The organism is Allostigmatella hybrida (assembly GCF_020103775.1).
In the GTDB taxonomy this organism is placed as follows: Bacteria; Myxococcota; Myxococcia; order Myxococcales; family Myxococcaceae; genus Hyalangium; species Hyalangium aurantiaca.
In genome coordinates, this window is the sequence record NZ_JAHXBH010000010.1 from 63,476 (window position 1) to 82,683 (window position 19,208).

General features: G+C 68.9%; 15 protein-coding genes. 7 read left to right on the plus strand and 8 right to left on the minus strand.

Annotated elements, in window-relative coordinates; translation table 11 throughout:
- Positions 1 to 113 precede the first annotated feature (113 nt).
- Positions 114 to 1,076 carry an ornithine cyclodeaminase family protein gene (locus KY661_RS18060; RefSeq protein WP_075009940.1) on the plus strand — a complete coding sequence of 321 codons (963 nt, stop codon included), beginning with the start codon at positions 114 to 116 and terminating at the stop codon, positions 1,074 to 1,076.
- Here KY661_RS18060 and KY661_RS18065 read toward each other — a convergent pair whose 3' ends face one another.
- Together KY661_RS18065 and KY661_RS18070 are read right to left on the minus strand one after the other, a co-directional pair.
- Positions 1,077 to 1,433 (minus strand): hypothetical protein, encoded by a 357-nt coding sequence (locus tag KY661_RS18065; protein WP_225411384.1) that lies wholly within the window; start codon positions 1,431 to 1,433, stop codon positions 1,077 to 1,079. It lies immediately after the preceding gene.
- An 11-nt stretch (positions 1,434 to 1,444) separates the two neighbouring features.
- Positions 1,445 to 2,266: an SDR family oxidoreductase gene (locus tag KY661_RS18070; RefSeq protein ID WP_225411385.1), complete on the minus strand. Its 822-nt coding sequence runs from the start codon at positions 2,264 to 2,266 to the stop codon at positions 1,445 to 1,447.
- Between the two features lie 63 nt (positions 2,267 to 2,329).
- Between KY661_RS18070 and KY661_RS18075 the strand changes: the two genes are divergently transcribed.
- The gene (locus KY661_RS18075) at positions 2,330 to 4,870 is read left to right on the plus strand and encodes a DEAD/DEAH box helicase (protein ID WP_225411386.1); all 2,541 of its coding nucleotides are present in this window, start codon (positions 2,330 to 2,332) and stop codon (positions 4,868 to 4,870) included.
- Between the two features lie 20 nt (positions 4,871 to 4,890).
- On the opposite strand, the gene KY661_RS18080 is transcribed toward KY661_RS18075, so the two are convergent.
- The 4 genes from KY661_RS18080 to KY661_RS18095 form a co-directional block, all read right to left on the minus strand.
- Positions 4,891 to 9,213 carry an ELWxxDGT repeat protein gene (locus KY661_RS18080; RefSeq protein WP_225411387.1) on the minus strand — a complete coding sequence of 1,441 codons (4,323 nt, stop codon included), beginning with the start codon at positions 9,211 to 9,213 and terminating at the stop codon, positions 4,891 to 4,893.
- A 46-nt stretch (positions 9,214 to 9,259) separates the two neighbouring features.
- On the minus strand, positions 9,260 to 10,501 hold the full coding sequence (locus KY661_RS18085) for a cytochrome P450 (RefSeq protein ID WP_225411388.1): 1,242 nt from the start codon (positions 10,499 to 10,501) through the stop codon (positions 9,260 to 9,262).
- The gene (locus KY661_RS18090) at positions 10,498 to 11,289 is read right to left on the minus strand and encodes a class I SAM-dependent methyltransferase (protein ID WP_225411389.1); all 792 of its coding nucleotides are present in this window, start codon (positions 11,287 to 11,289) and stop codon (positions 10,498 to 10,500) included. The genes KY661_RS18085 and KY661_RS18090 overlap by 4 nt, the downstream gene beginning before the upstream one ends.
- A gap of 244 nt (positions 11,290 to 11,533) precedes the next feature.
- The gene (locus KY661_RS18095) at positions 11,534 to 11,869 is read right to left on the minus strand and encodes a TerB family tellurite resistance protein (protein WP_225411390.1); all 336 of its coding nucleotides are present in this window, start codon (positions 11,867 to 11,869) and stop codon (positions 11,534 to 11,536) included.
- A 203-nt stretch (positions 11,870 to 12,072) separates the two neighbouring features.
- Here KY661_RS18095 and KY661_RS18100 point away from each other — a divergent pair, with 203 nt between their 5' ends.
- From KY661_RS18100 to KY661_RS18120, 5 genes are all read left to right on the plus strand, one after another.
- A complete protein-coding gene (locus KY661_RS18100) occupies positions 12,073 to 12,450 on the plus strand; it encodes a hypothetical protein (protein WP_225411391.1) in 378 nt (125 codons plus the stop codon).
- 227 nt (positions 12,451 to 12,677) lie between these two features.
- Positions 12,678 to 13,532, plus strand: coding sequence for a heme/hemin ABC transporter substrate-binding protein (locus KY661_RS18105; protein ID WP_225411392.1), 855 nt, complete (start codon positions 12,678 to 12,680; stop codon positions 13,530 to 13,532).
- A 6-nt stretch (positions 13,533 to 13,538) separates the two neighbouring features.
- The gene (locus KY661_RS18110; protein ID WP_075009949.1) at positions 13,539 to 14,591 is read left to right on the plus strand and encodes a FecCD family ABC transporter permease; all 1,053 of its coding nucleotides are present in this window, start codon (positions 13,539 to 13,541) and stop codon (positions 14,589 to 14,591) included.
- Positions 14,588 to 15,397 carry a heme ABC transporter ATP-binding protein gene (locus KY661_RS18115; RefSeq protein ID WP_225411393.1) on the plus strand — a complete coding sequence of 270 codons (810 nt, stop codon included), beginning with the start codon at positions 14,588 to 14,590 and terminating at the stop codon, positions 15,395 to 15,397. Before KY661_RS18110 ends, KY661_RS18115 begins: the two co-directional genes overlap by 4 nt.
- A 71-nt stretch (positions 15,398 to 15,468) precedes the next feature.
- Entirely contained in the window at positions 15,469 to 16,554 is a 1,086-nt protein-coding gene (locus KY661_RS18120) for a hypothetical protein (RefSeq protein WP_225411394.1), read from the plus strand.
- Between the two features lie 76 nt (positions 16,555 to 16,630).
- Here KY661_RS18120 and mxcL read toward each other — a convergent pair whose 3' ends face one another.
- Both mxcL and mxcK read right to left on the minus strand, forming a co-directional pair.
- A complete protein-coding gene (gene mxcL, locus KY661_RS18125) occupies positions 16,631 to 17,905 on the minus strand; it encodes a myxochelin B biosynthesis transaminase MxcL (RefSeq protein WP_225411395.1) in 1,275 nt (424 codons plus the stop codon).
- A gap of 41 nt (positions 17,906 to 17,946) precedes the next feature.
- Positions 17,947 to 19,170, minus strand: a complete 1,224-nt coding sequence (gene mxcK / locus KY661_RS18130) for a myxochelin export MFS transporter MxcK (RefSeq protein ID WP_225411396.1) — start codon at positions 19,168 to 19,170, stop codon at positions 17,947 to 17,949.
- Positions 19,171 to 19,208: the final 38 nt, after the last annotated feature.

Sequence of the window (19,208 nt, forward strand, 5' to 3'; positions counted from 1 at the left end):
CGAAGAGTCAGGACACGGCAGCGTTCTACCATGCCTAAAAAATTCTGCCAGTAGCCTCTTGGGCCGAGAGGAACGCCCTCTAATGGAGGGGCCTGCTCCGCTATAAGGCGCGCATGCCAACCCTCCTGTTGAGCGCGAACGCGCTGCGCTCCCTCTACTCTGTCGAGCTGGGCCTCACCGCCGTGGAGCGCGCCTTCCTGGCGCATGGCCGTGGCGAGTCGCTCATGCCCCCCAAGGTGTACCTGTCCCTGCCCAAGTACGAAGGGGACTTCCGCGCAATGCCGGCCTTCCTGGACGGCGCGGCGGGGGTGAAGTGGGTGAATGCCCATCCCCGCAATCCCGCCAAGCACAACCTGCCCACGGTGCGCGCGGTCTACATCCTGAGCGATCCGGACACGGCCTCGCCGCTGGCCATCCTGGATGGCACCCTGCTGACCGCGTGGCGCACCGGCGCGGCCGGAGGGGTGGCCTCGAAGTACCTCGCCCGGGCGAAGCCTCGCACACTGGGGCTCGTGGGCTGTGGCGTGCAGGCGCGCGTGCTGATCGACTCGCACCGGGCCCTCTTCGAGGGGCTGGAGCTGCTGCTCGCCGATGCCTCCGAGGCGGCCGCCCAGGCCCTTCAGAAGGAGAAGGGCGGCCGGGTGGTCAGCCTTCAGGAGGCCGCGGGCGCCGACATCGTCTGCACCTCCACCCCCGTGCGCACCCCCGTGGTGAAGCGCGAGTGGGTCCGGGCCGGCACGCACATCAACGCCATGGGCGCGGATGCCCCCGGCAAGCAGGAGCTGGAGTCGGCCCTCCTGCAGCAGGCGCGCATCTTCATCGATGACGAGGAGCAGGCGACGCACTCGGGCGAGGTGAATGTCCCGCTGCACGACGGCCTGCTCCAGCGCGAGCAGATCGCCGGCACCCTGGGGGAAGTCATCGCCGGCCAGAAGAAGGGCCGGTTGGCGGACGAAGTCACGCTCTTCGACTCCACGGGGCTCGCGGTGCAGGACCTGGCGCTGGCGCGCGCGCTGTACGACGTGGCGCGGACCCAGGGTGTGGGCCAGATGTTCGACCTGGTGGGCGGCGGGTAATCACCCGCGCTGGCGGCGGGGGCGCGGGGGGGGCTCCGCCGAGGGCCCGAGCCCCGCGTACCAGCCGGCATAGGGCGTGTTCTTCGCCAGGTGGCGGTTGAAGTCGGGCGCCCCGTCCGTCCACCACACGGGGCCGCGCTCGCCGAGGCCGATCTTGGCGCGGTTCACCCGGGCGCGGGCCTCGCGCTCGGCCTCGGCGTCTCCGGCAGCCAGGGCGCGGCCGACGTCCGCCCGGGCCCGCATGAGGGCATGCGTCAACACCTCGCGCTGCCGGGGGCCGAGCGCGGGGTTGGCGCAGCGCCACAGCCGACCGCGCACCACGAAGTACCTCCCATCCGGTGTCACCGGGTAGCGCACGCGCGCCTCGCTCAGGTCTCCGGGGTAGGGGCTTTCCGGCGGACGGCCCGCTGCGCGAGGCGGTCCACGAGGCCCGGCGCGACGAGCTTGAGCACCTGGAGCACCTTGCCCTGGGCGGTCATCACCACCTCCCGGTCGCGGCGCTCGATGGCCTTGAGGATGAGGGCCCCGCAGGTGGCCACATCCATGTTGCCCCGGCGCTCGTCCCGGAGGCTGTGCCGCAGCGGCTGCCCATCGGGCCCCAGGGCCCGGTCCCGGATGCCGGTGGCGACGAAGCCCGGGGAGACGACGAGCACATCCACGCCGGTGCCCAGCAACTCGATGCGCAGGGAGTCGAAGAAGCCCTGCATGGCATGCTTGCTGGCGGCATAGCCCGTGCGGGTGGGCACTCCCGTCTTCCCGGTGAGCGAGGAGATGGCCACCGCGAGCCCCTTTCGGGCCTTGAGGTGGGGCAGGGCGTAGTGGGTGCAGTACACGGCGCCCAGGTAGTTCACGCGCATGACGCGCTCGAAGAGGGACAGGTCCGTCACCTCCTCGAAGCGGGCCCCCATGGAGATGCCCGCGTTGTTCACGAGGATGTCGATGCCCCCGAAGGCCTCCACGGCGCGCTCCACCATGCGCTGGCAGTCCTCGGGCACGGCCACGTCCGTCTTCACGGTGATGGCGCGGGCGCCTGCCTGCTCGCACCGCCGCCTCACCCCGTCGAGGGCCTCCTCGTTCCGGGCCGCCAGCACCAGGTTCGCCCCGCGCGAGGCGAGGAGCAGGGCGAGCTCCTCGCCGATGCCCACCGAGGCGCCCGTGATGATGACCGTCTTTCCTTGCACGCTGAACATGGAAGCAGTCTCGCAGAGATTTTCCGGGTGGAGTCCGGTTTCGCCGCCTAGATTCCACCTGTGATGGAAACCCCTGAGAAACGCGCCCCCCTGGCGGCCCTGCTGCCCGCCCGGGGCGAGGCGCCCCTGAGCACCGACGAGACCCTCAGCCGCTTCGTCGGCTACGTGGCGGCGAACGGCCTGGAACTCTACCCCGCGCAGGAGGAGGCCATCCTCGAGCTGCTGGCGGGCAACCACCTGTTCCTGAAGACGCCCACGGGCTCGGGCAAGTCCCTGGTGGCCATGGCGCTGCACTTCAAGGCCATGGCCGAGGGGAAGATCTCCTATTACACGTGCCCCATCAAGGCGCTGGTGAACGAGAAGTTCTTCGCGCTGTGCGATGCGTTCGGCCCGGAGAACGTGGGCATGCTCACGGGCGACGCGAGCATCAACCGCGAGGCGCCCATCATCTGCTGCACGGCGGAGATCCTCGCCAACATGGCGATGCGCGACTCGCGCGCCCCGGTGGACTACGTGGTGATGGACGAGTTCCACTACTACTCGGACCGGGAGCGGGGCACCGCCTGGCAGCTGCCCCTGCTGGGCCTGCAGAACACCACCTTCCTGATGATGTCGGCCACGCTGGGCGACACGCACATCATCGAGGAGGGGCTCAAGAAGCTCACCGGCAAGGACGTGGTGTCGGTGCGCAGCGCCAAGCGGCCGGTGCCCCTGGACTTCGACTACCGCGAGTCGCCGCTGCACGAGACCATCCAGGACCTGGTGACGCGCGGCAAGTACCCCATCTACCTGGTGAACTTCACTCAGCGGGCCGCGGCCGAGCAGGCGCAGAACCTGATGAGCGTGGACTTCTGCACCAAGGAAGAGAAGGAGTCCATCCGCCAGGCGCTGATGGAGGCACCCTTCGACACGCCCTACGGCAAGGAGTTCCAGCGCTTCCTGCGCCACGGCGTGGGCATGCACCACGCGGGGCTCCTGCCCAAGTACCGGCTGCTGGTGGAGAAGCTGGCGCAGTCGGGCCACCTCAAGGTCATCTCGGGCACGGACACGCTGGGGGTGGGGGTGAACATCCCCATCCGCACGGTGCTCTTCACGCAGCTCTTCAAGTTCAACGGCGAGAAGCTGGCCACGCTGAGCGTGCGCGACTTCCAGCAGATCGCCGGCCGCGCGGGGCGCAAGGGTTACGACGACGAGGGCAGCGTGGTGGCGCAGGCGCCGGACCACGTGGTGGAGAACATCAAGCAGGCGCAGAAGGAGGCCGCGGGCAAGAAGAAGGCGCCCAAGGCCAAGCCGCCGCAGAAGGGCTACGTCCACTACGACAAGAGCACCTTCGAGCGGCTGCAGAACGGCATCCCCGAGCCGCTGGAGTCGCGCTTCGAGGTGTCCCACGGCCTGCTGCTCAACCTCCTGCAGAGCGACTTGACGGAGGGCAGCGGCGGGTACCGCCGGCTGGTGCAGCTCATCGGGCGCACGCATGACTCGGACTACAAGAAGCGCAGGCACCTGAAGACGGCCGCGGCCAGCTTCCGCACGCTGCGCGAGGCGGGCATCGTGGACGTGGAGAAGCGTCCGGGCGGGGCGGTGGTGAAGGTGGCCGAGGGGCTCCAGCGGGACTTCTCGATGAACCACACCCTGTCGCTGTACCTGCTGGACACGCTGGAGAAGTTGGACCCTACCCTCGAGTCCTACGCGCTGGACGTGGTGACGCTGGTGGAGTCCATCCTGGAGAACCCGGAGGTGGTGCTCTACGCGCAGCTGCACCAGCTCAAGGGCGAGAAGATCGCCGAGATGAAGGCGCAGGGCATCGAGTACGACGACCGGATGGCGGAGCTGGAGAAGCTGGAGTGGCCCAAGCCGAACCGGGACTTCATCTACGGCACCTTCAACCTGTTCGCGGCCAAGCACCCGTGGGTGGGCCAGGAGAACATCCGGCCCAAGTCCATCGTCCGGGACATGTTCGAGCGCTTCATGTCCTTCCACGACTACGTGCGCGAGTACGGGCTGCAGCGCAGCGAGGGCGTGCTCCTGCGCTACGTGGGGGATGTGTACAAGGCGCTGATGCAGACGGTGCCGGAGCGCTTCCGGGACGAGACGGTGGAGGACTTCATCGATCACCTGCGCGCCACGCTGCGCCAGGTGGACTCCAGCCTGCTGGACGAGTGGGAGCGGATGAAGAACCCGGAGGCGGTGCTCGCCCCCAAGCCCGTGGTGGAGCTCAAGCCCCGCGAACTGACGGACGACCCGAAGGCCTTCGCCGCGCGCGTGCGCGAGGAACTGCACCGGCTGCTGCGGGTGCTGGGCCAGAAGCGCTACGGGGATGCGCTGGCGATGCTGGACGGGGCGGTGGGCGATTGGTCCGCCACCAAGCTGGAGCAGGCGATGGCGCCCTACTTCGAGGAGCACAAGGTGGTGGTGCTCACGCCCGCGGCGCGCAGGCCCGCGCTCACGTTCCTCAAGGAGGTGGGCCCCCGGCAGTGGGAAGTCCAGCAGCGCATCATGGACCCGGAAGGGCACGGGGACTGGATGCTGGACTGCGAGATCGACCTGCGCGGCCGCAAGCTGGATGATGGACCCATCCTCATCTTGCGGCGCATCGGGCCGTGACCCAGCCCCTGGGCGCGGAGTCAGCGCTGCGGACGGACGAGGCGGCGCCGCGAGGTGCCCGCCACGAGCAGCAGGAGTGCGCCCCAGCCCAGGCCTGACGGTGCGCCCGAGCCGGTGCTGCAGCCCCAGCCTATCTCCTGCGGCGGGTCCACGGAGACGGGCTCCCGGGGCGGCTGCACCGTGACGTGGAACTCGCACGAGGAGCTGTTGCCCGCCGCGTCCGTGGCCGTCACCGTGACGGGCGTGGTGCCTACTGGGAACCGCGTGCCGGAGGCCTGGCTGGAGACCCGCGAGGGCGAGGACACCGCGTCCGTGGCGGTGGCTTCCGCGTAGTCCACCTCGATGCCCGAGACCTCCCGGGCCTGGACCGTGACATCTGCCGGGCAGGAGAGGGCCGGCGCGGTGGTGTCGCGCACCGTGACGGTGAAGGCGCACGAGGCACTGTTGCCGGCCGTGTCCAGGGCGGTGAGCAGCACAGCGGTGTCTCCGAGCGCGAAGCGAGAGCCGGAGGCGGTGCTCGAGGTCACCGTCACGGAAGTTCCCGAGACGGAGTCCTGCGGGGCGGCGGCGGCATACGTCACATCCGCGCCTGTCGCGTCCGAGGCCTCGGCGACGATGGCCAAGGGGCATGTCAGCTCGGGGGGCGTGGTGTCGCTCACCGTGACGCTGAAGGTGCAGGACGCCGCGTTGCCGGCCGCATCCGTGGCGGTGACGGAGACCTCGGTGCTACCGAGCGCGAAGGGGGAGCCCCGCTCAGGGCTGTAGGTCAGCGCCACGGAAGGCGTGACAGCGTCCGAGGCGGAGGCCACCGGGAAGTCCACGGCCGCGCCGTGGGCCCCCGTGGCTTCGACGGTGAGGTTCGCCGGGCACGTGAGCGCGGGCGGCGTGGTGTCGCGCACCGTGACGGTGAAGCCGCAGGACGCGGTATTTCCCGCCGCATCCGTGGCGGTGACGCCAACCGGAGTCGTTCCGACGGAGAACAGGGCGCCGGAGGCGTGGCTGTAGCGCACCGTCACCGGCGCCGACACAGCGTCCGACACCGCCGCGGCCGGGTACTCCACGGAGGCCCCCTGGGCGCCACTCGCCTCCGCTGTCACGGCCGTGGGGCAGGTGAGGGCCGGGGCCGTGGTGTCATGCACCACGACGGAGAACTCGCACGACGCCGTCCGGTCCAGGGCATCCTGCACGGTGGCCGTGACGGCGCTGGTGCCGAGTGGGAACTGCGAGCCGGAGGCCCGGCTGTACGTCACTTGCATCGGCTCCATGCCGGAGGCGGTGGCGGGAGGCCAGGTCACAGCGGCGCCCTCCGCGCCCGTGGCCTCGGCCACCACCGGCGCGGGGCACGTGATGGACGGCGGCGCGGGCAGGTTCACGGTGACGTCGAAGGCACACGAGGCGGCGTTGCCTGCCTCGTCGGTGGCGGTGACGGTGACGGTGGTGACGCCGAGCGGGAAGAGGCCGCCGCTGGGGTGGCTGTAGCTCACCGTGGGCGAGCCCGGGAGGTCGTCCGTGGCGGACGCGGGCGGATATTCCACGGTGGCGCCCTGGGGGCCCACGGCCTCGGTGGTGAGCGGCTCGGGGCAGGTCAGCGTGGGCGGCGTGGTGTCCGTCAACGCCACTGCGCTCCACAGTTCGTGGCCGGACTGTCCGTCCTCTGCCGAGAAGTACAGGGTGTCACCGACGACGGTCAGGTTCCTCACCTGGCTGGAATTGGGGCCCGGCCACACGTCTGCGAGCAACCGGGTTCCCTCCGGTGTTCCATCCGTCCACCACAGCTCCTGTCCCACGCCCTCGACGTAGGCGGTCAGCGCCAGTCCTCCATTCCACGCCTTGGCACCGATGCTGCTCAGCCTGGGGTCGACGAGTGTGGTGCCAGCCTCGGTGCCATCGCTCTTCCAGAGACGGAAGCCGCTGCCGTTGTCGTTCGCCAGGAAGTAGAGGATGCCGTTCACCTGGGTCAGCGGCTGTGGGTCGGAGCTGGCGCTCCCGGGCCTGATGTCACGCACGCGCACGGTGCCGGCCGAGGTGCCGTCGCTCTTCCACAGCTCGCTGCCACCCGTGGCGTCCTTGGCCTGGAAGAAGAGCGTGTTGCCCACGCCGAGCAGATAGCTCGGGTTGACGTTCGCCACCTTGACGGTGCCTGCCGCCGAGCCATCGCTCTTCCAGAGCGCGCGGCTGGTGCCGTCACTGGCCGAGAAGTAGAGCGTGTCGCCCACTCGGGCGAAGTCCCACGGGATGGAGCCCGTGCTGCCCGGGATGATGTCCTTGACGAGCACCGTGCTGGCCGGGGTGCCGTCGCTCTTCCAGAGCTCCTCGCCCTTGATGTGGTCATCGGCCCGGAGGAAGAGCCGCTGGCCTACCGGAAACAGGGTGTAGGGAGAGGTCGGTGACTCGGAGATGCCGACGGTGGAGATGTCCTTGACGAGCACGGTGCCTGCCGGGGTGCCGTCGCTCTTCCACAGCTCGGTGCCCACCACGCCATCACTGGCCGAGAAGTAGATCTGCCCGCCCACATTCACCAGCGCATGCGGATAGGAGGACGCGGCTCCGGGCTTGATGTCGCGCAGGAGCACGGTGCCTGCCGGGGTGCCATCGCTCTTCCACAGCTCTTTGCCCGTCGCGCCATCGTCGGCGGCGAAGAAGAGCCGCCCACCCGCGCTCGTCAATGACGAAGGCGTGGCGCCTGGGCCGCCAGGCAGGATGTCCCGGAGGCACACCGTGCCAGCCTCGGTGCCATCGCTCTTCCACAGCTCGAGGCCCTCGCCGCCATCGTCCGCGCGGAAGAACAGCATGCCGTTCATCTCCGTCAGCTCCTCCGGGTTGGAGCTGGAAGCCCCCACCTGGCGGATGTTGCGCACGAGCGCGGTGCCGGCTTCGGTGCCGTCGCTCGTCCACAACTCGCGGCCGGTGACGCCATCCTCTGCGGTGAAGAAGACGCTGTCTCCCACGCGTGTGAGGGAGCTCGCCCCGGAGCTCTCGGCGCCAGGGCGGATGTCGCGCACGCGCACGGTACCGGCCTCGGTGCCGTCGCTCTTCCAGAGCTCATCTCCGGCCACGCCGTCATGGGCGGTGAAGAAGAGCGTCCCGCCTCCGTCCACGAGCGACGCGGGATGCGAGCCCTCGGCGCCGGGGCGGATGTCGCGCACACGCACGGTACCGGCCTCGGTGCCGTCGCTCTTCCACAGCTCCGCGCCGCTGACACCGTCACCGGCGACGAAGAACAGGGTGCCTCCCACGTCCACCAGGTTCCGGGGGTTGGCGCCCGTGGTGCCCGGCACGATGTCCCGGACGCGCACGGTACCGGCCTCGGTGCCGTCGCTCTTCCACAGCTCCGCGCCGCTGACGCCGTCGTTGGCCACGAAGAACAGAGTGCTGCCCACCGCCGTCAGCGACGCGAGGCCGGAAGTGGCGGAGCCCGGGCGGATGTCGCGCACGCGCACGGTGCCGGCCGGGGTGCCATCGCTCTTCCACAGCTCGCGGCCGCCAATCCCGTCATTGGCTTCCAGGAAGAGCGTCCCACCCACCACGGTGAGCTGCGAGGGCAAGGAACTGCCATACATGACGTAGATATCCTTGACCTGGACGTTGATCTTGTTGACGGGGTCGAACTTGCACAGCTCGTAGCCGACGCTGCTGGAACAGGAGTAGTAGACGGTGCCGCCCATGGCTTTCAGCACGGAGTGCCCGGGGCGCGAGGCTTGACCGTGGGCCAGGGCGGTCACGTACCTCGTGTCCCCCGGCGTGCCGTTGCTCCTCCACAGCTCATCGGTTCCGGTCCCATTGGTGATGATGAAGTAGAGCATCCCGCCCGAGGCGGTGAGGCTGGAGGCGGCGCTTGTCGGGCTGTCATAGGAGCGGTCCGTGAGGCGCAATGTCCCTGCGGGGGTGCCATCGCTCTTCCACAGCTCATAGCCGCTGCTCGGCTCGTAGGCCGTGAAGAAGAAGGCGCCATTCATGGCCGCCTGCCGGACCGGCGATATGGCGTTGGAGGGTTGCACCTGGAGCTTGCGCAGGGCCGTGGTGCTGGCCTCCGTCCCCTGGCTCACCCAGAGCTGTTGGGTGAGGGTGTCGTCAAAGGCGGAGAAGAAGACGGTGGTATCCACGGCCGTGAGCGAGCTGGGCACAGAGCTGATGTCGCCGGGCCGCAGGTCCTTCACCCGCTTCACGCTCACCGGGAAGTGGCTCGACAGGTTCTGCGCGGAGCGCTCCAGGCCGGGGCGCGGGGGCTCGGGAGCCTCCGGCTCCTCCGCGCAGCCGCCCGCCACCGCGACAGCCAACATCCACCACAGGATCAGCCGCTGCTTGTGCTTCATCGCCCCCGCCTGGTTGATGAGGCGAACCATCCTCCCAAAGGCACGAGCGGAGCAACCCGGTGTCCTGTCCGGGGGCTTAGAACACCAGGGGGATGCTCACCGGGCCGCGCGTGGTGAGGCTCCCCTCGCGCCAGCGCACGGGCCCGGAGAGCCGCAGCCGGGGCAACCGGCGGAAGAGCGTCTCGAAGACGATGGCCATCTCCATCCGCGCCAGCCCCGCCCCGATGCAGTGGTGGGGGCCGAACGAGAAGCTCACGTGCTTGTGGGCGTTGGGGCGCGAGAAGTCCAGCCGGTCGGGCTCGGGGAAGACGTCGGGGTCCCGGTTGGCGCCCGCCAGTGAGGCGTACACCATCTGCCCCGCGCGGATGCGCTTGCCGCCAAGCACCCCATCCTCCATGGCCAGCCGGCTCCAGAAGAGGATCGGCCCGTCGTAGCGCAGCAGCTCGGGCACCGCGGCCTTCCAGAGGCCGGGCTCGCGGCGCGTCTTCTCCAGCTCCTCCGGGTGGGACAGGCACGCGAGCAGGGCATTGCCGAGCGTGTCGCCGGTGGGGGCGTTGGCGCCGCCGATGATCTCCGAGCACATGCCCGCCAGGGCCTCCATCGGGAAGCGCTCGGGGCTGTAGCCGGCCACCAGGAAGCTCATCATGTCGTCGCGGGGGCGCTGCTGCCGCTCGGCCAGGGCCTGCGCCAGGTACGTGTTCATCTCCTCGAAGGCCCGGAGGGAGCTCTGCGCCTCCTCCAGGGTCAGCTTGGCGCCGCCGAGCAGCTTCGTGGTCTTCTGCGTCCACGAGATGAACAGGTGCTGGTCCTCCCGGGGCACCCCCATCAGGTCGCCGATGACCGTGAGGGCGAACGGCTCGAAGAAGTCCAGGAAGCCGTCCATCGTGCCCTGGGCCTCCACCCGGTCGATCAGCTCGTCGGTGACCTTCTGGATGCGCTGGGCCATGGGGGCCATGGCCCGGGGGGAGAAGCCCTTGTTGGCCTCGGAGCGCAGCTGGGTGTGTACCGGCGGATCCGAGAACATGGCGGCCAGGGACATCACGTGCGCGATGGGCTCCCGGATGCTGGCGGGGGTGTCCAGGGGCAGCTGCGCCTGGAGCATCCGGTCGGCCCGGCGCGAGCTGAAGCGCACCGGATCCCTCAGGATGGAGGACACCTCCTCGTAGCGGGTCACCACCCACGTGTTGAGCGGCTCGAACCAGAAGACGGGCTCTTCGGACCGCATCCGCCGCAGCAGCGGATACGGGCTCTGGGGGAAGGCGGGGTCCAGCAGATCATAGCGGGGGTAGAACGCGTTACTGGCAACGGCGTAGCTCATGGCGCTGGCTCCTGTGGGGGCAGGGGTTCCCGGGGGCGGAGAACCAGGAAGTACCCAGGGGGGGCCCAGGCCTCGGAGGCCAGGGTGGGGGGGGAACCGGGGCGAACCACCCGCACCGGCATGGGGGCGCTCGTCATCTCTCCATCGGCCAGCACCGTGAACCGCCCGGCGGGGAACATGGCCAGGACATGCTCCCGGGTGACGGTGCCTGGCTGGATGCCCGTCTGGAGGACCCGCTGCAGGCTCACGGGCATGCCGTTGCGGTGGATCCACGCCTGGAAGTACTCGCCCGCCGTCGCGCCCAGCTCGAAGAGGTAGAGGACGCCGTGTCGGCCGAGCAGCGTGCCCAGGGCCTCGGCGAAGGCGGCCCTCAGGGCGGGCTGCACCAGGTGCAGCAGCGTGCGCATATAAATGTGGAGGTCTCCGTGCTCCGCCCGGAAGGCCTGCACGGCCTGGGTGTCGAACACATCCAGCACGCGGTACTGGAGCGACGGGTGGGGGTTGTTCCGGGCGGCCAGCGCCACCGCGGACGGGGAGACGTCCACGCCGATGACGCGCGGGAAATGCCCGGCCAGGAAGCGCGTCTGGATGCCGCTGCCACACCCCAGGTCCACCAGCGGCAGCTCCGGCTTCAGGAAGGGCTGGAACCGCTCCAGATCCTTCGCGGCGGCCTGGGCGGCCTCGACTTCCCAGATGGAGCTGCTGTCCGTCTCCGGGTGGGTGGCAAGGCGTGCGGTCTCCTTCCAGTAGGTTTCCCACTCACCTTGTGCGTGTGCAGGCCTACTCATCAAACGGGCTCCCATTCGGACAGTGTGGCTTAAAAATTCTAGCACCAATGCGGGCGAGCGCCACCCTTTGTAGGGTTGCGCACAGAAATTTCCGCTGGATCCTAAAAAATCCAGGATCCCTGCTGGTCAGACAGAAGGGGAGATTCACCTTACATACGGACGGGGTATGCGGGCGGTTGCGGGGAAGCCCGGCGGCACGAGACTGCTGGGCACTGCTGGGCAGGAGCGGGCCCTGCGGCCGTGATCAGCTGGGGGGAAGGCCCAGCAGCTCGCGAATCTGCGCGAGCATCTCCTGCTCGGAGCGCTGGATCTGGGTGTCGCACTCGATGAGGGTGCGGACCGTCGACAGCACATCGCCGGGACGCTGCCGGAGCAGGCCCAGGTTCGGCGCGGGCAGGGGCTCGCCCTTGTCCAGACAGCGCTCCAGCCGCTGGAGCTCCGAGGCGGGGACACTCCACTGCTGGGCGGCGCCCAGGATGGCGCGGCCCTCGGCCGGGCTGAGCTCGTCATCACTCCAGGCCACGTGCAGCAGCAGCTTGAGCAATTCGAGGTGGAACGTGTCTTCGCTGGTGGTCGTCATCCCGATGAGGCTCCACGCGCGAGCGTCGCCGGTTGCCGGGGCCGCGTCCACAAGCGAATGCCGGCCCCCAGCGGGGGGCGCACATCCAACGACACGTCCCGGCAGACGAGGGGGGGCCTCGGCCGCCGCCACCTCATGGTAGGGAGCACGGGAGGGCGGGCGCATGGGGCGCCGCCACCCTTCTTCGAGAACAGAGGAATGCGATGACCCCGGACGAAGCGCAACAGGCCCTGCAGGACAAGGACGTGGTTCCGTGCATGGAGACCTCCTTGCCGGATGCACGCGGGTTGGTGGAGGCGTGCCTCGCCGAAGGCGTGCCGGCCCTCGTCAGCCGGGAGGCGTGCAGCAAGCCGGGCTGTTCTCCGAAGTTCCAGGTGCTCGTCCAGCGCGAGGACGCGCCCCGGGTGGCGGGGCTGCTCCAGCAACGGTGGCTGGAGAGCATCCGCCGCGAGGGGCTTCCAGCCACGATGGCGCCGGTGCCGGCCGTGGCCGAGGACGGCGAGCCTCCGTGTCCGGCCTGCGGCACGGCGGCGCCCCTGGTGGAGGGGGCCTGCAGCGACTGCGGACTTCAGCTGGAGTAGTCAAATTTGAGAGGGACATGCCCTGCTTCGTGAGGGCATACAACCCAGAGTAAAAACAGCTGGCGGACGGAAAAATACTAATTGCCGGGGGCGTTCCGTTCGCTTGACAACGGCAGGGCCGGGAGTGATGGTCGCGCGATTTTACACCTCGCAAAGACAACATCCCGTCCTCCGAGTTTGTCATGAGAAATTGTCTCCTTGCGCTCACCCTGATGGGCGCTGCCGTCATGGGTTCCGTGGCTCATGCGGGGCCTGTCAAAGGCATTGACGGCCGGACGGTGGACGTCCCCTCGCCCAAGCGGGTGGTGGTCCTCAACTCGTCCCTGGTGGAGATCGTCTTCGGGCTCGGCAAGGGGGACCTCGTCGCCGGCACGGACATCACCGGTGCCTACCCGGCCGCGGTGACGAAGCTCCCGAAGGTGGGGCACCCGTATCAGCCCAGCGTGGAGGGCATCATCAGCCTGGCGCCGGACCTGGTGGTTGGCGCGGAGGAGAACCTGACGGCCGCGGTGGCCGAGCAGCTCCGGGGCGCCAAGCTCCCGGTCCTCATCGTCGAGAACACGTCCAAGAACGGCATCGACGGTCTGCTCCGGCGCATCGAGCTGCTGGCGCAGCTCTTCAACGCAGGGGAGGCCGGGCAGCGGATGAAGCAAGACATCACGCGCCAGGTGGCTGAGCTGAACCAGAAGATCGCGGCGGAGAAGAAGAAGCCGCGGGTGCTCTTTCTCTATGCGCACAGCCCCGGAGAGGCCTTTGTCTACGGCAAGGACACCGGAACGCACGCGCTGATCGAGCTTGCGGGCGGGCAGAATGCCGCGGACTTCACGACGGGCACCAAGGCGCTGACGGCCGAGGGCATGGTGCAGGCCTCCCCGGACGCGATCATCATGCTGCACCGGGGGCTGGAGGCCGTCTCGGGCGTCTCGGGCGCGGTCAACCTGCCGGGAGTGGCCCTGACGCCCGCGGGCAAGAACAAGAGGATCCTGGCCGTGGACAACAACGTCCGCTGGATCGGCCCGCGCTTTCCCGAGTTCGCGGCGAAGCTCTTCTCGGAAATCCACGCCCCCGTCCCCCAGCGCTAAGCGAGCATGACGTCCAGCACGCATCCTTCGCTCTCACGTGGCAGGAGGGCCAAGGGGCTTTTCGTCCTCGTCCCGCTCTTGCTGGTCTGCGTCGTCGGCTCCCTGGGAATCGGCGCCGTGAAGATCGGGCCGCTGCAGGTGATCTCCATCCTGATGGAGCAGGCGGGGCTGTCGCGGCTGACGGAGTTCACGGACCAGCAGGCGGCCGTGCTGTATGCCATCCGGCTGCCGCGCGTGCTGCTGGGCGTCCTGGTGGGGGCGGCCCTGGCGGTGGCGGGCGCGGCCATGCAGGGGCTCTTCCGCAACCCGCTGGCGGACCCCGGGCTGCTCGGCATTTCGAGCGGGGCCTCGCTGGGCGTTGCCGCGGTGACGGTCCTCAAGGTGTATGTCTTTGGGTTTTATACCCAATCCATCGCGGCCTTCGTGGGGAGCCTGCTGGCCATCCTGGCCATCTCCTCGCTTGCCCAGGAGAACCGGCGGACCAACGTCACGATGATGTTGCTCTGTGGAATCGCCATCAATGCCTTGTGCATCGCGGGAACGGGGCTCTTCACCTACCTGTCGACGGATGACCAGCTCCGGACCATCACCTTCTGGCAGCTGGGCTCGCTCGCGGGCGCGACCTGGACGGCCGTCACGGCCGCGGCGCCGCTGATCCTCATCTGCACGGCCGGGATGTTGTTTCTGGCGAGCCCCCTGAATGCCCTGCTGCTCGGGGAATCGAACGCGGACCACCTCGGGGTCAACGTCGAGCGCGTCAAATGGACGCTGGTGGCGCTGGTGGCCCTGGGCGTGGGGGCGGCGGTGGCGGTGTCTGGAATGATTGGCTTTGTCGGGCTGGTGGTGCCGCACCTCATCCGCCTCTGGCTGGGGCCCAACCACCGCGTCCTGTTGCCCCTCGCGGCGCTGCTGGGCGCGGTGCTGATGGTGCTGGCGGACCTGGTGGCCCGCACCATCGTCGTCCCCTCGGAGCTGCCCATCGGCATCGTGACGTCCCTGACGGGCTCTCCCTTCTTCCTGTACTTGCTCATGCGGCAGCGAAGGACCCAGGTTCTATGAGCGCGGCGGTGGAAGTCAGAGATTTGCATTGCCGGATTGGCGAGAAGAGCCTTTTGTCTGGCATTGACTTGCGCCTGGAGCCCGGTGAATTGCTGGTCGTCCTGGGGCGCAACGGCGCGGGAAAGAGCACGCTGCTCAAACACCTGACTGGAGAGCTCAAGGTCCAGCAGGGCGAGGTCCGGATCTTCGGTGCCCACCTGGGCGAGAGCCCCCGGCAGGAGCTGGCCCGGCGGAGGGCCGTGCTTCCCCAGTCGACGCAGCTCCAGTTCGCGTATGAGGCGCTGGAAGTCGTGATGCTGGGGCGAATCCCTCATCAGCAGCGGGGCTATGAATCCCCGGAAGATGTCGACATCGCGCGCCACTACCTGGGGCGGGTGGGCCTTGAGGGCTACGAGGGCCGGAACTACCTGACGCTGTCGGGCGGAGAGCAGCAGCGGGTCCACTTCGCGCGGGTCCTCGCGCAGATTCATGGAACGGCCGGCAGCCGGTTGATTCTGCTGGATGAGCCCACCAGCAGCCTGGACGTGGCCCACCAGCACAAGACGCTTCAGATCGTGAAGGAACTCACCCAGGAGGGTGTGGCGGCCTTTCTCATCCTCCACGACCTGAACCTCGTCGCGCAGTACGCGGACAAGGTGCTCGTGCTCGCGGACCAGCAGGACATTGCCCTGGGCCCTCCCCGGGAGGTGCTCACCTCGGAGACGCTCAGCCGGGCCTTCCACTACCCCATGTCGGCCATCGCCCATCCCTGGCTCGACTGTCCGCTGATCGTCTCGGGAACTCCCCCTCACGGCTCCAGTCCGTAAGGGGCTGGAGAGGCCGAATCATCACACGCAACACGCCGTGTGGAGGTGAGGTCGCGTAATCTGGCGGCACCATGCTCTCCATTCGCGCTGCCGCTCTCTCCTGTCTCGTTGTGCTTGGCTTCGTCGCTGCTTGCGGCGGCAAGTCCGACCCTGGTCCCACCGACCCACCTGATGCCTCTGTGCCGGAGACATGCACCGGTGCCGGCGTCGAGCTGTGCGATGGCTCTTGCGTGAGCACCGGGAGCGACCCGAAGCACTGCGGGGGTTGCGGCAAGGCCTGCGCGGCCGGCGAGGGGTGTGAGGGCAGCGTCTGTGTCGCGCTCTGTCAAATCGACGGCACGCAGGTGTCCGATGGGACGGTGAACGCGGCGAATGCGTGCGAGCAATGTACGCCGGCGGTGTCCTCGACCGCGTGGAGCCAACGCGCTGACGGGACGGCGTGCAATCCAGGCCAGGTTTGCTCGGCGGGTGCGTGCACCTCGCAGTGCTTCATCGACGGCGTGCTCCACGCGGAGGGGACGCCGAACCCGGCGAACGCCTGCGAGGTGTGCGTGCCGGCGGCGTCGACAGCCCAGTGGACGGCCCGCGCGAGCATCCCGCTGCTGACCGGCGGTGACGACATCGCGGCCCAGGGCTGGACGGCAGTCTCGCAGATGCCGAACACGCTCACGTACGGTGAAGGCTACGTGCGCCTCGCGACGTCGACGAACAGCGGCGGTCGAACGAGCGGGCAGTTGCTGATCACGCGGGCGAACGCGTTCGACGCAACGAAGCCCTTCACACTCCGCGCGGCCCTGCAGGTCGAGTCGGCGAACAATCACAACTCATTGGACAGCGGTGCGGCCATCCTGGGGAGCTTCACGCCACCGGCCGGCCAAGCCGTGGACCGTTCGCAGATGATCTACCTCGACAACGCGGCGATCGGCTGGGCGGACGACACGCAGTCCGCGGCGTTCCCGGTGACGGACGGCGCGTATCATGTCTACGAGCTCTCGGTGGACGCGGCGAAGGTGGCGACGGTGCGCATCGACGGCGTCGCCAAGCTCACGCGGAACAACTTCGCGGCGAACGGCACCATTGCCTTCGGCGACCAGACGAACGACCCGAACGTCGACGGAGTGATTCGGATCAAATCGGTCGAGCTGCTCTGTCCCTAGTCCGTTCCGCCGCCGGGTGCATGCTTCAGAAGGTGGGCATGCACCCGGGAGGGCTCCCGGAACCGGGGGGAACGCCTTACGCGGACTTGGCGAGGGACTGCAGCACCTCGCCCGCCATCTCGACCGTGTAGTCGACCTGCTCCTGGGTGTGCACGGCGCTGATGAAGTTCACGTCGCGGCGCAGCAGGATGCCCCGGCGCGCCATGCCCGCCTGGAACGGCTGCATCCGCTTGGCATGCTCGGCGGGGTTCTTGTCGAAGAGGAAGAACGGGATGGCGTCGTAGCCCAGCACGCGCAGGGGCGAGCCCACCTTCTCGGCCTGGGCGTTGACGCCGGCGCGCAGCCGGGCGCCCAGCGCGGAGAGGTTCTCGATGTAGCCGCCCTTGCGGTACTCCTTGAGGGTGGCCTCGCACACCGCCAGCGACAGCATCTCGCCGCCGAAGGTGGTGGACACCTGGACCTCCATGCCGCCGAGCTTGCTCAGGTACTTCGTGGGGCCCGCCACCGCCGACAGCGGCATTCCCGCCGCGAGCGCCTTGGACAGACAGACGAAGTCGGCCTTCACGTCGAAGAACTCCTGCGCCCCGCCGCGCGCCAGCCGGAAGCCGGTGATGACCTCGTCCTGCACCATCAGCACCTCGTGGGCGGTGCAGGTGGCGCGCAGCTGGTGCATGAACTCCCGGCTCAGGGTGCGGTTGAACGGGATGGAGATGAGCACCGCGGCGAGCTGCTTGCCGTGCTCCGCGATGCTGGCCAGCAGCGCCGTCTCGTCCTGCGGGGTGAACAGCGGCATGCGCAGCGTGTACTGGGACATCACCGCCGGGACGCCGGGGGTACCGACCATGAAGAGGTCATGCCAGCCGTTGTAGCCGACCGTGATGATGCGCTCCTTGCCGGTGATGATGCGCGCCAGGCGCATCGCGGCGGAGGTGGCATCCGCGCCCGTCTTGAAGAACCGCGCCATCTCCGCGCCCGGAATCATCTCGACCAGGGTCTGCGTGGCGCTCAGCTCGATGGGGGTAGGCAGCGAGTGGATGAGCCCCGCGTCCAGGTGCTTGCGGATGGCCTCCACCACGGCCGGGTGGTTGTGGCCCAGCATGTTGGCCCCGAGCCCGCCGATGAAGTCGATGTACTCCTGGCCATCGACGTCCTCCACCAGGGCGCCCTGGCCCCGGGCCAGGTAGACAGGGAACGACTCCGGGGCGAAGTGCTCGGGCCGCTTCATCATCGAGAAGGTGACGCCGGGAACCAGCCGCTTCGCCTCGGCCAGCAGGCGGTTCGAGTTCTCGAGCTTCATCTCGCCCTGGAGGGGGCGGGGCAGGGAGGGGTGCTTCCGGGTCGCGGTGTTCATCGGCTCTTCCTTGGGTTGAGAGGGGAGAAAGGCAGGGAAAATCAGGTGGGCGCGGCGCTCAACCGGGCGGTGCTGCGCCCGAGCGTCCAGAGAATGCAGAGCGTGAGCGTGGAGACGCCCACGGCGATCCAGCCAGTCTGGCCAAAGCCCTCCAGCGCGCCGCTGGGGGCCGTGGAGATCATCAGGCCGCTCACCCAGGCCGCGATGCCCGAGGCCCCATCGCTCGCGGCCATGTTGACCGCGAGGTAGCGCCCGCGGATGGCGGGCGGCACGCGCGAGGCGATGAGCGCGATCGTGGGGATGACCCGGCTGGAGGTCAGCGACATGAACAGGGCGAAGACCAGGGCCACCACGGGAAACGGCGAAGGGGGCAGGTGGGTGAACAGCAGGTGGGGCACCATCGTGCCCACCAGCAGCGAGGCCAGGACGCGGACAGGCCCATGGCGGTCCGTCATGCGGCCAATCCACCGGGTGCACAGCAAGGTGGCCGCGCCCCCGCCCAGGTATACGAGCGGGAGCTGCGAGGCGCTCACCCCCAGGTTTCCCACCATGTAGGGGCTCAGGTAGGGGATTAGCAGGAAGCTGGAAATCACCACGCTGAAGGTCAGCAGCCAGCCCAGGGCCAGCTTCGGCGTCCAGATGGAGAGAAGCGCGGTGCCCGGGCTTTGCCCTGGGGACGCGGTGAGGTGCCGGTTGAGGGCGGGAAGGACGCGCCACAGGCCCAGCCACACCGCGCCGGCGAAGATGCCCAGGCTCCAGAACGGCATCCGCCAGCCCCAGACGTTGGCCACGCCCAGGCCCAGGGGCACGCCCACCACGGCGGACAGGCCCAGGGCCGACATCACCGTGCCAATGGCGCTGCCCCGGCGCTCCGGAGGCACCACATCGCCGATGATGGCCATGATGACGGCGCCCATCAGCCCCGCGCAGGCGCCGGCCATGGTGCGGGCCAGCAGCAACGCCAGGTGGCTCTGCGCGGCGCCGCACATCAGCGTGGCGGCGATGAACCCGGCGAAGAGCCCCAGCAGCGTCCGCTTCCGGTCGAACCGGTCCAGCCACAGCACGCCCAGCAAGCCCATCGCCGCCGAGGCCAGCGTGTAGGCGGAGACCAGCACGCCGAACTGCGAGGCGGAGATGCCGAACAGCCGCATGAACTCCGGCCCGAGCGGCATGATGATCATGAAGTCCACGAGGTGGCTGAACTGCACGGCGGCCAGCAGCCACAGCAACCGGCGCTCGGACACCGGTGGGGGAGATGCGCTCACGCTTCACTTCCTAGGAGAGACGAAAAGTCAGGAACGAT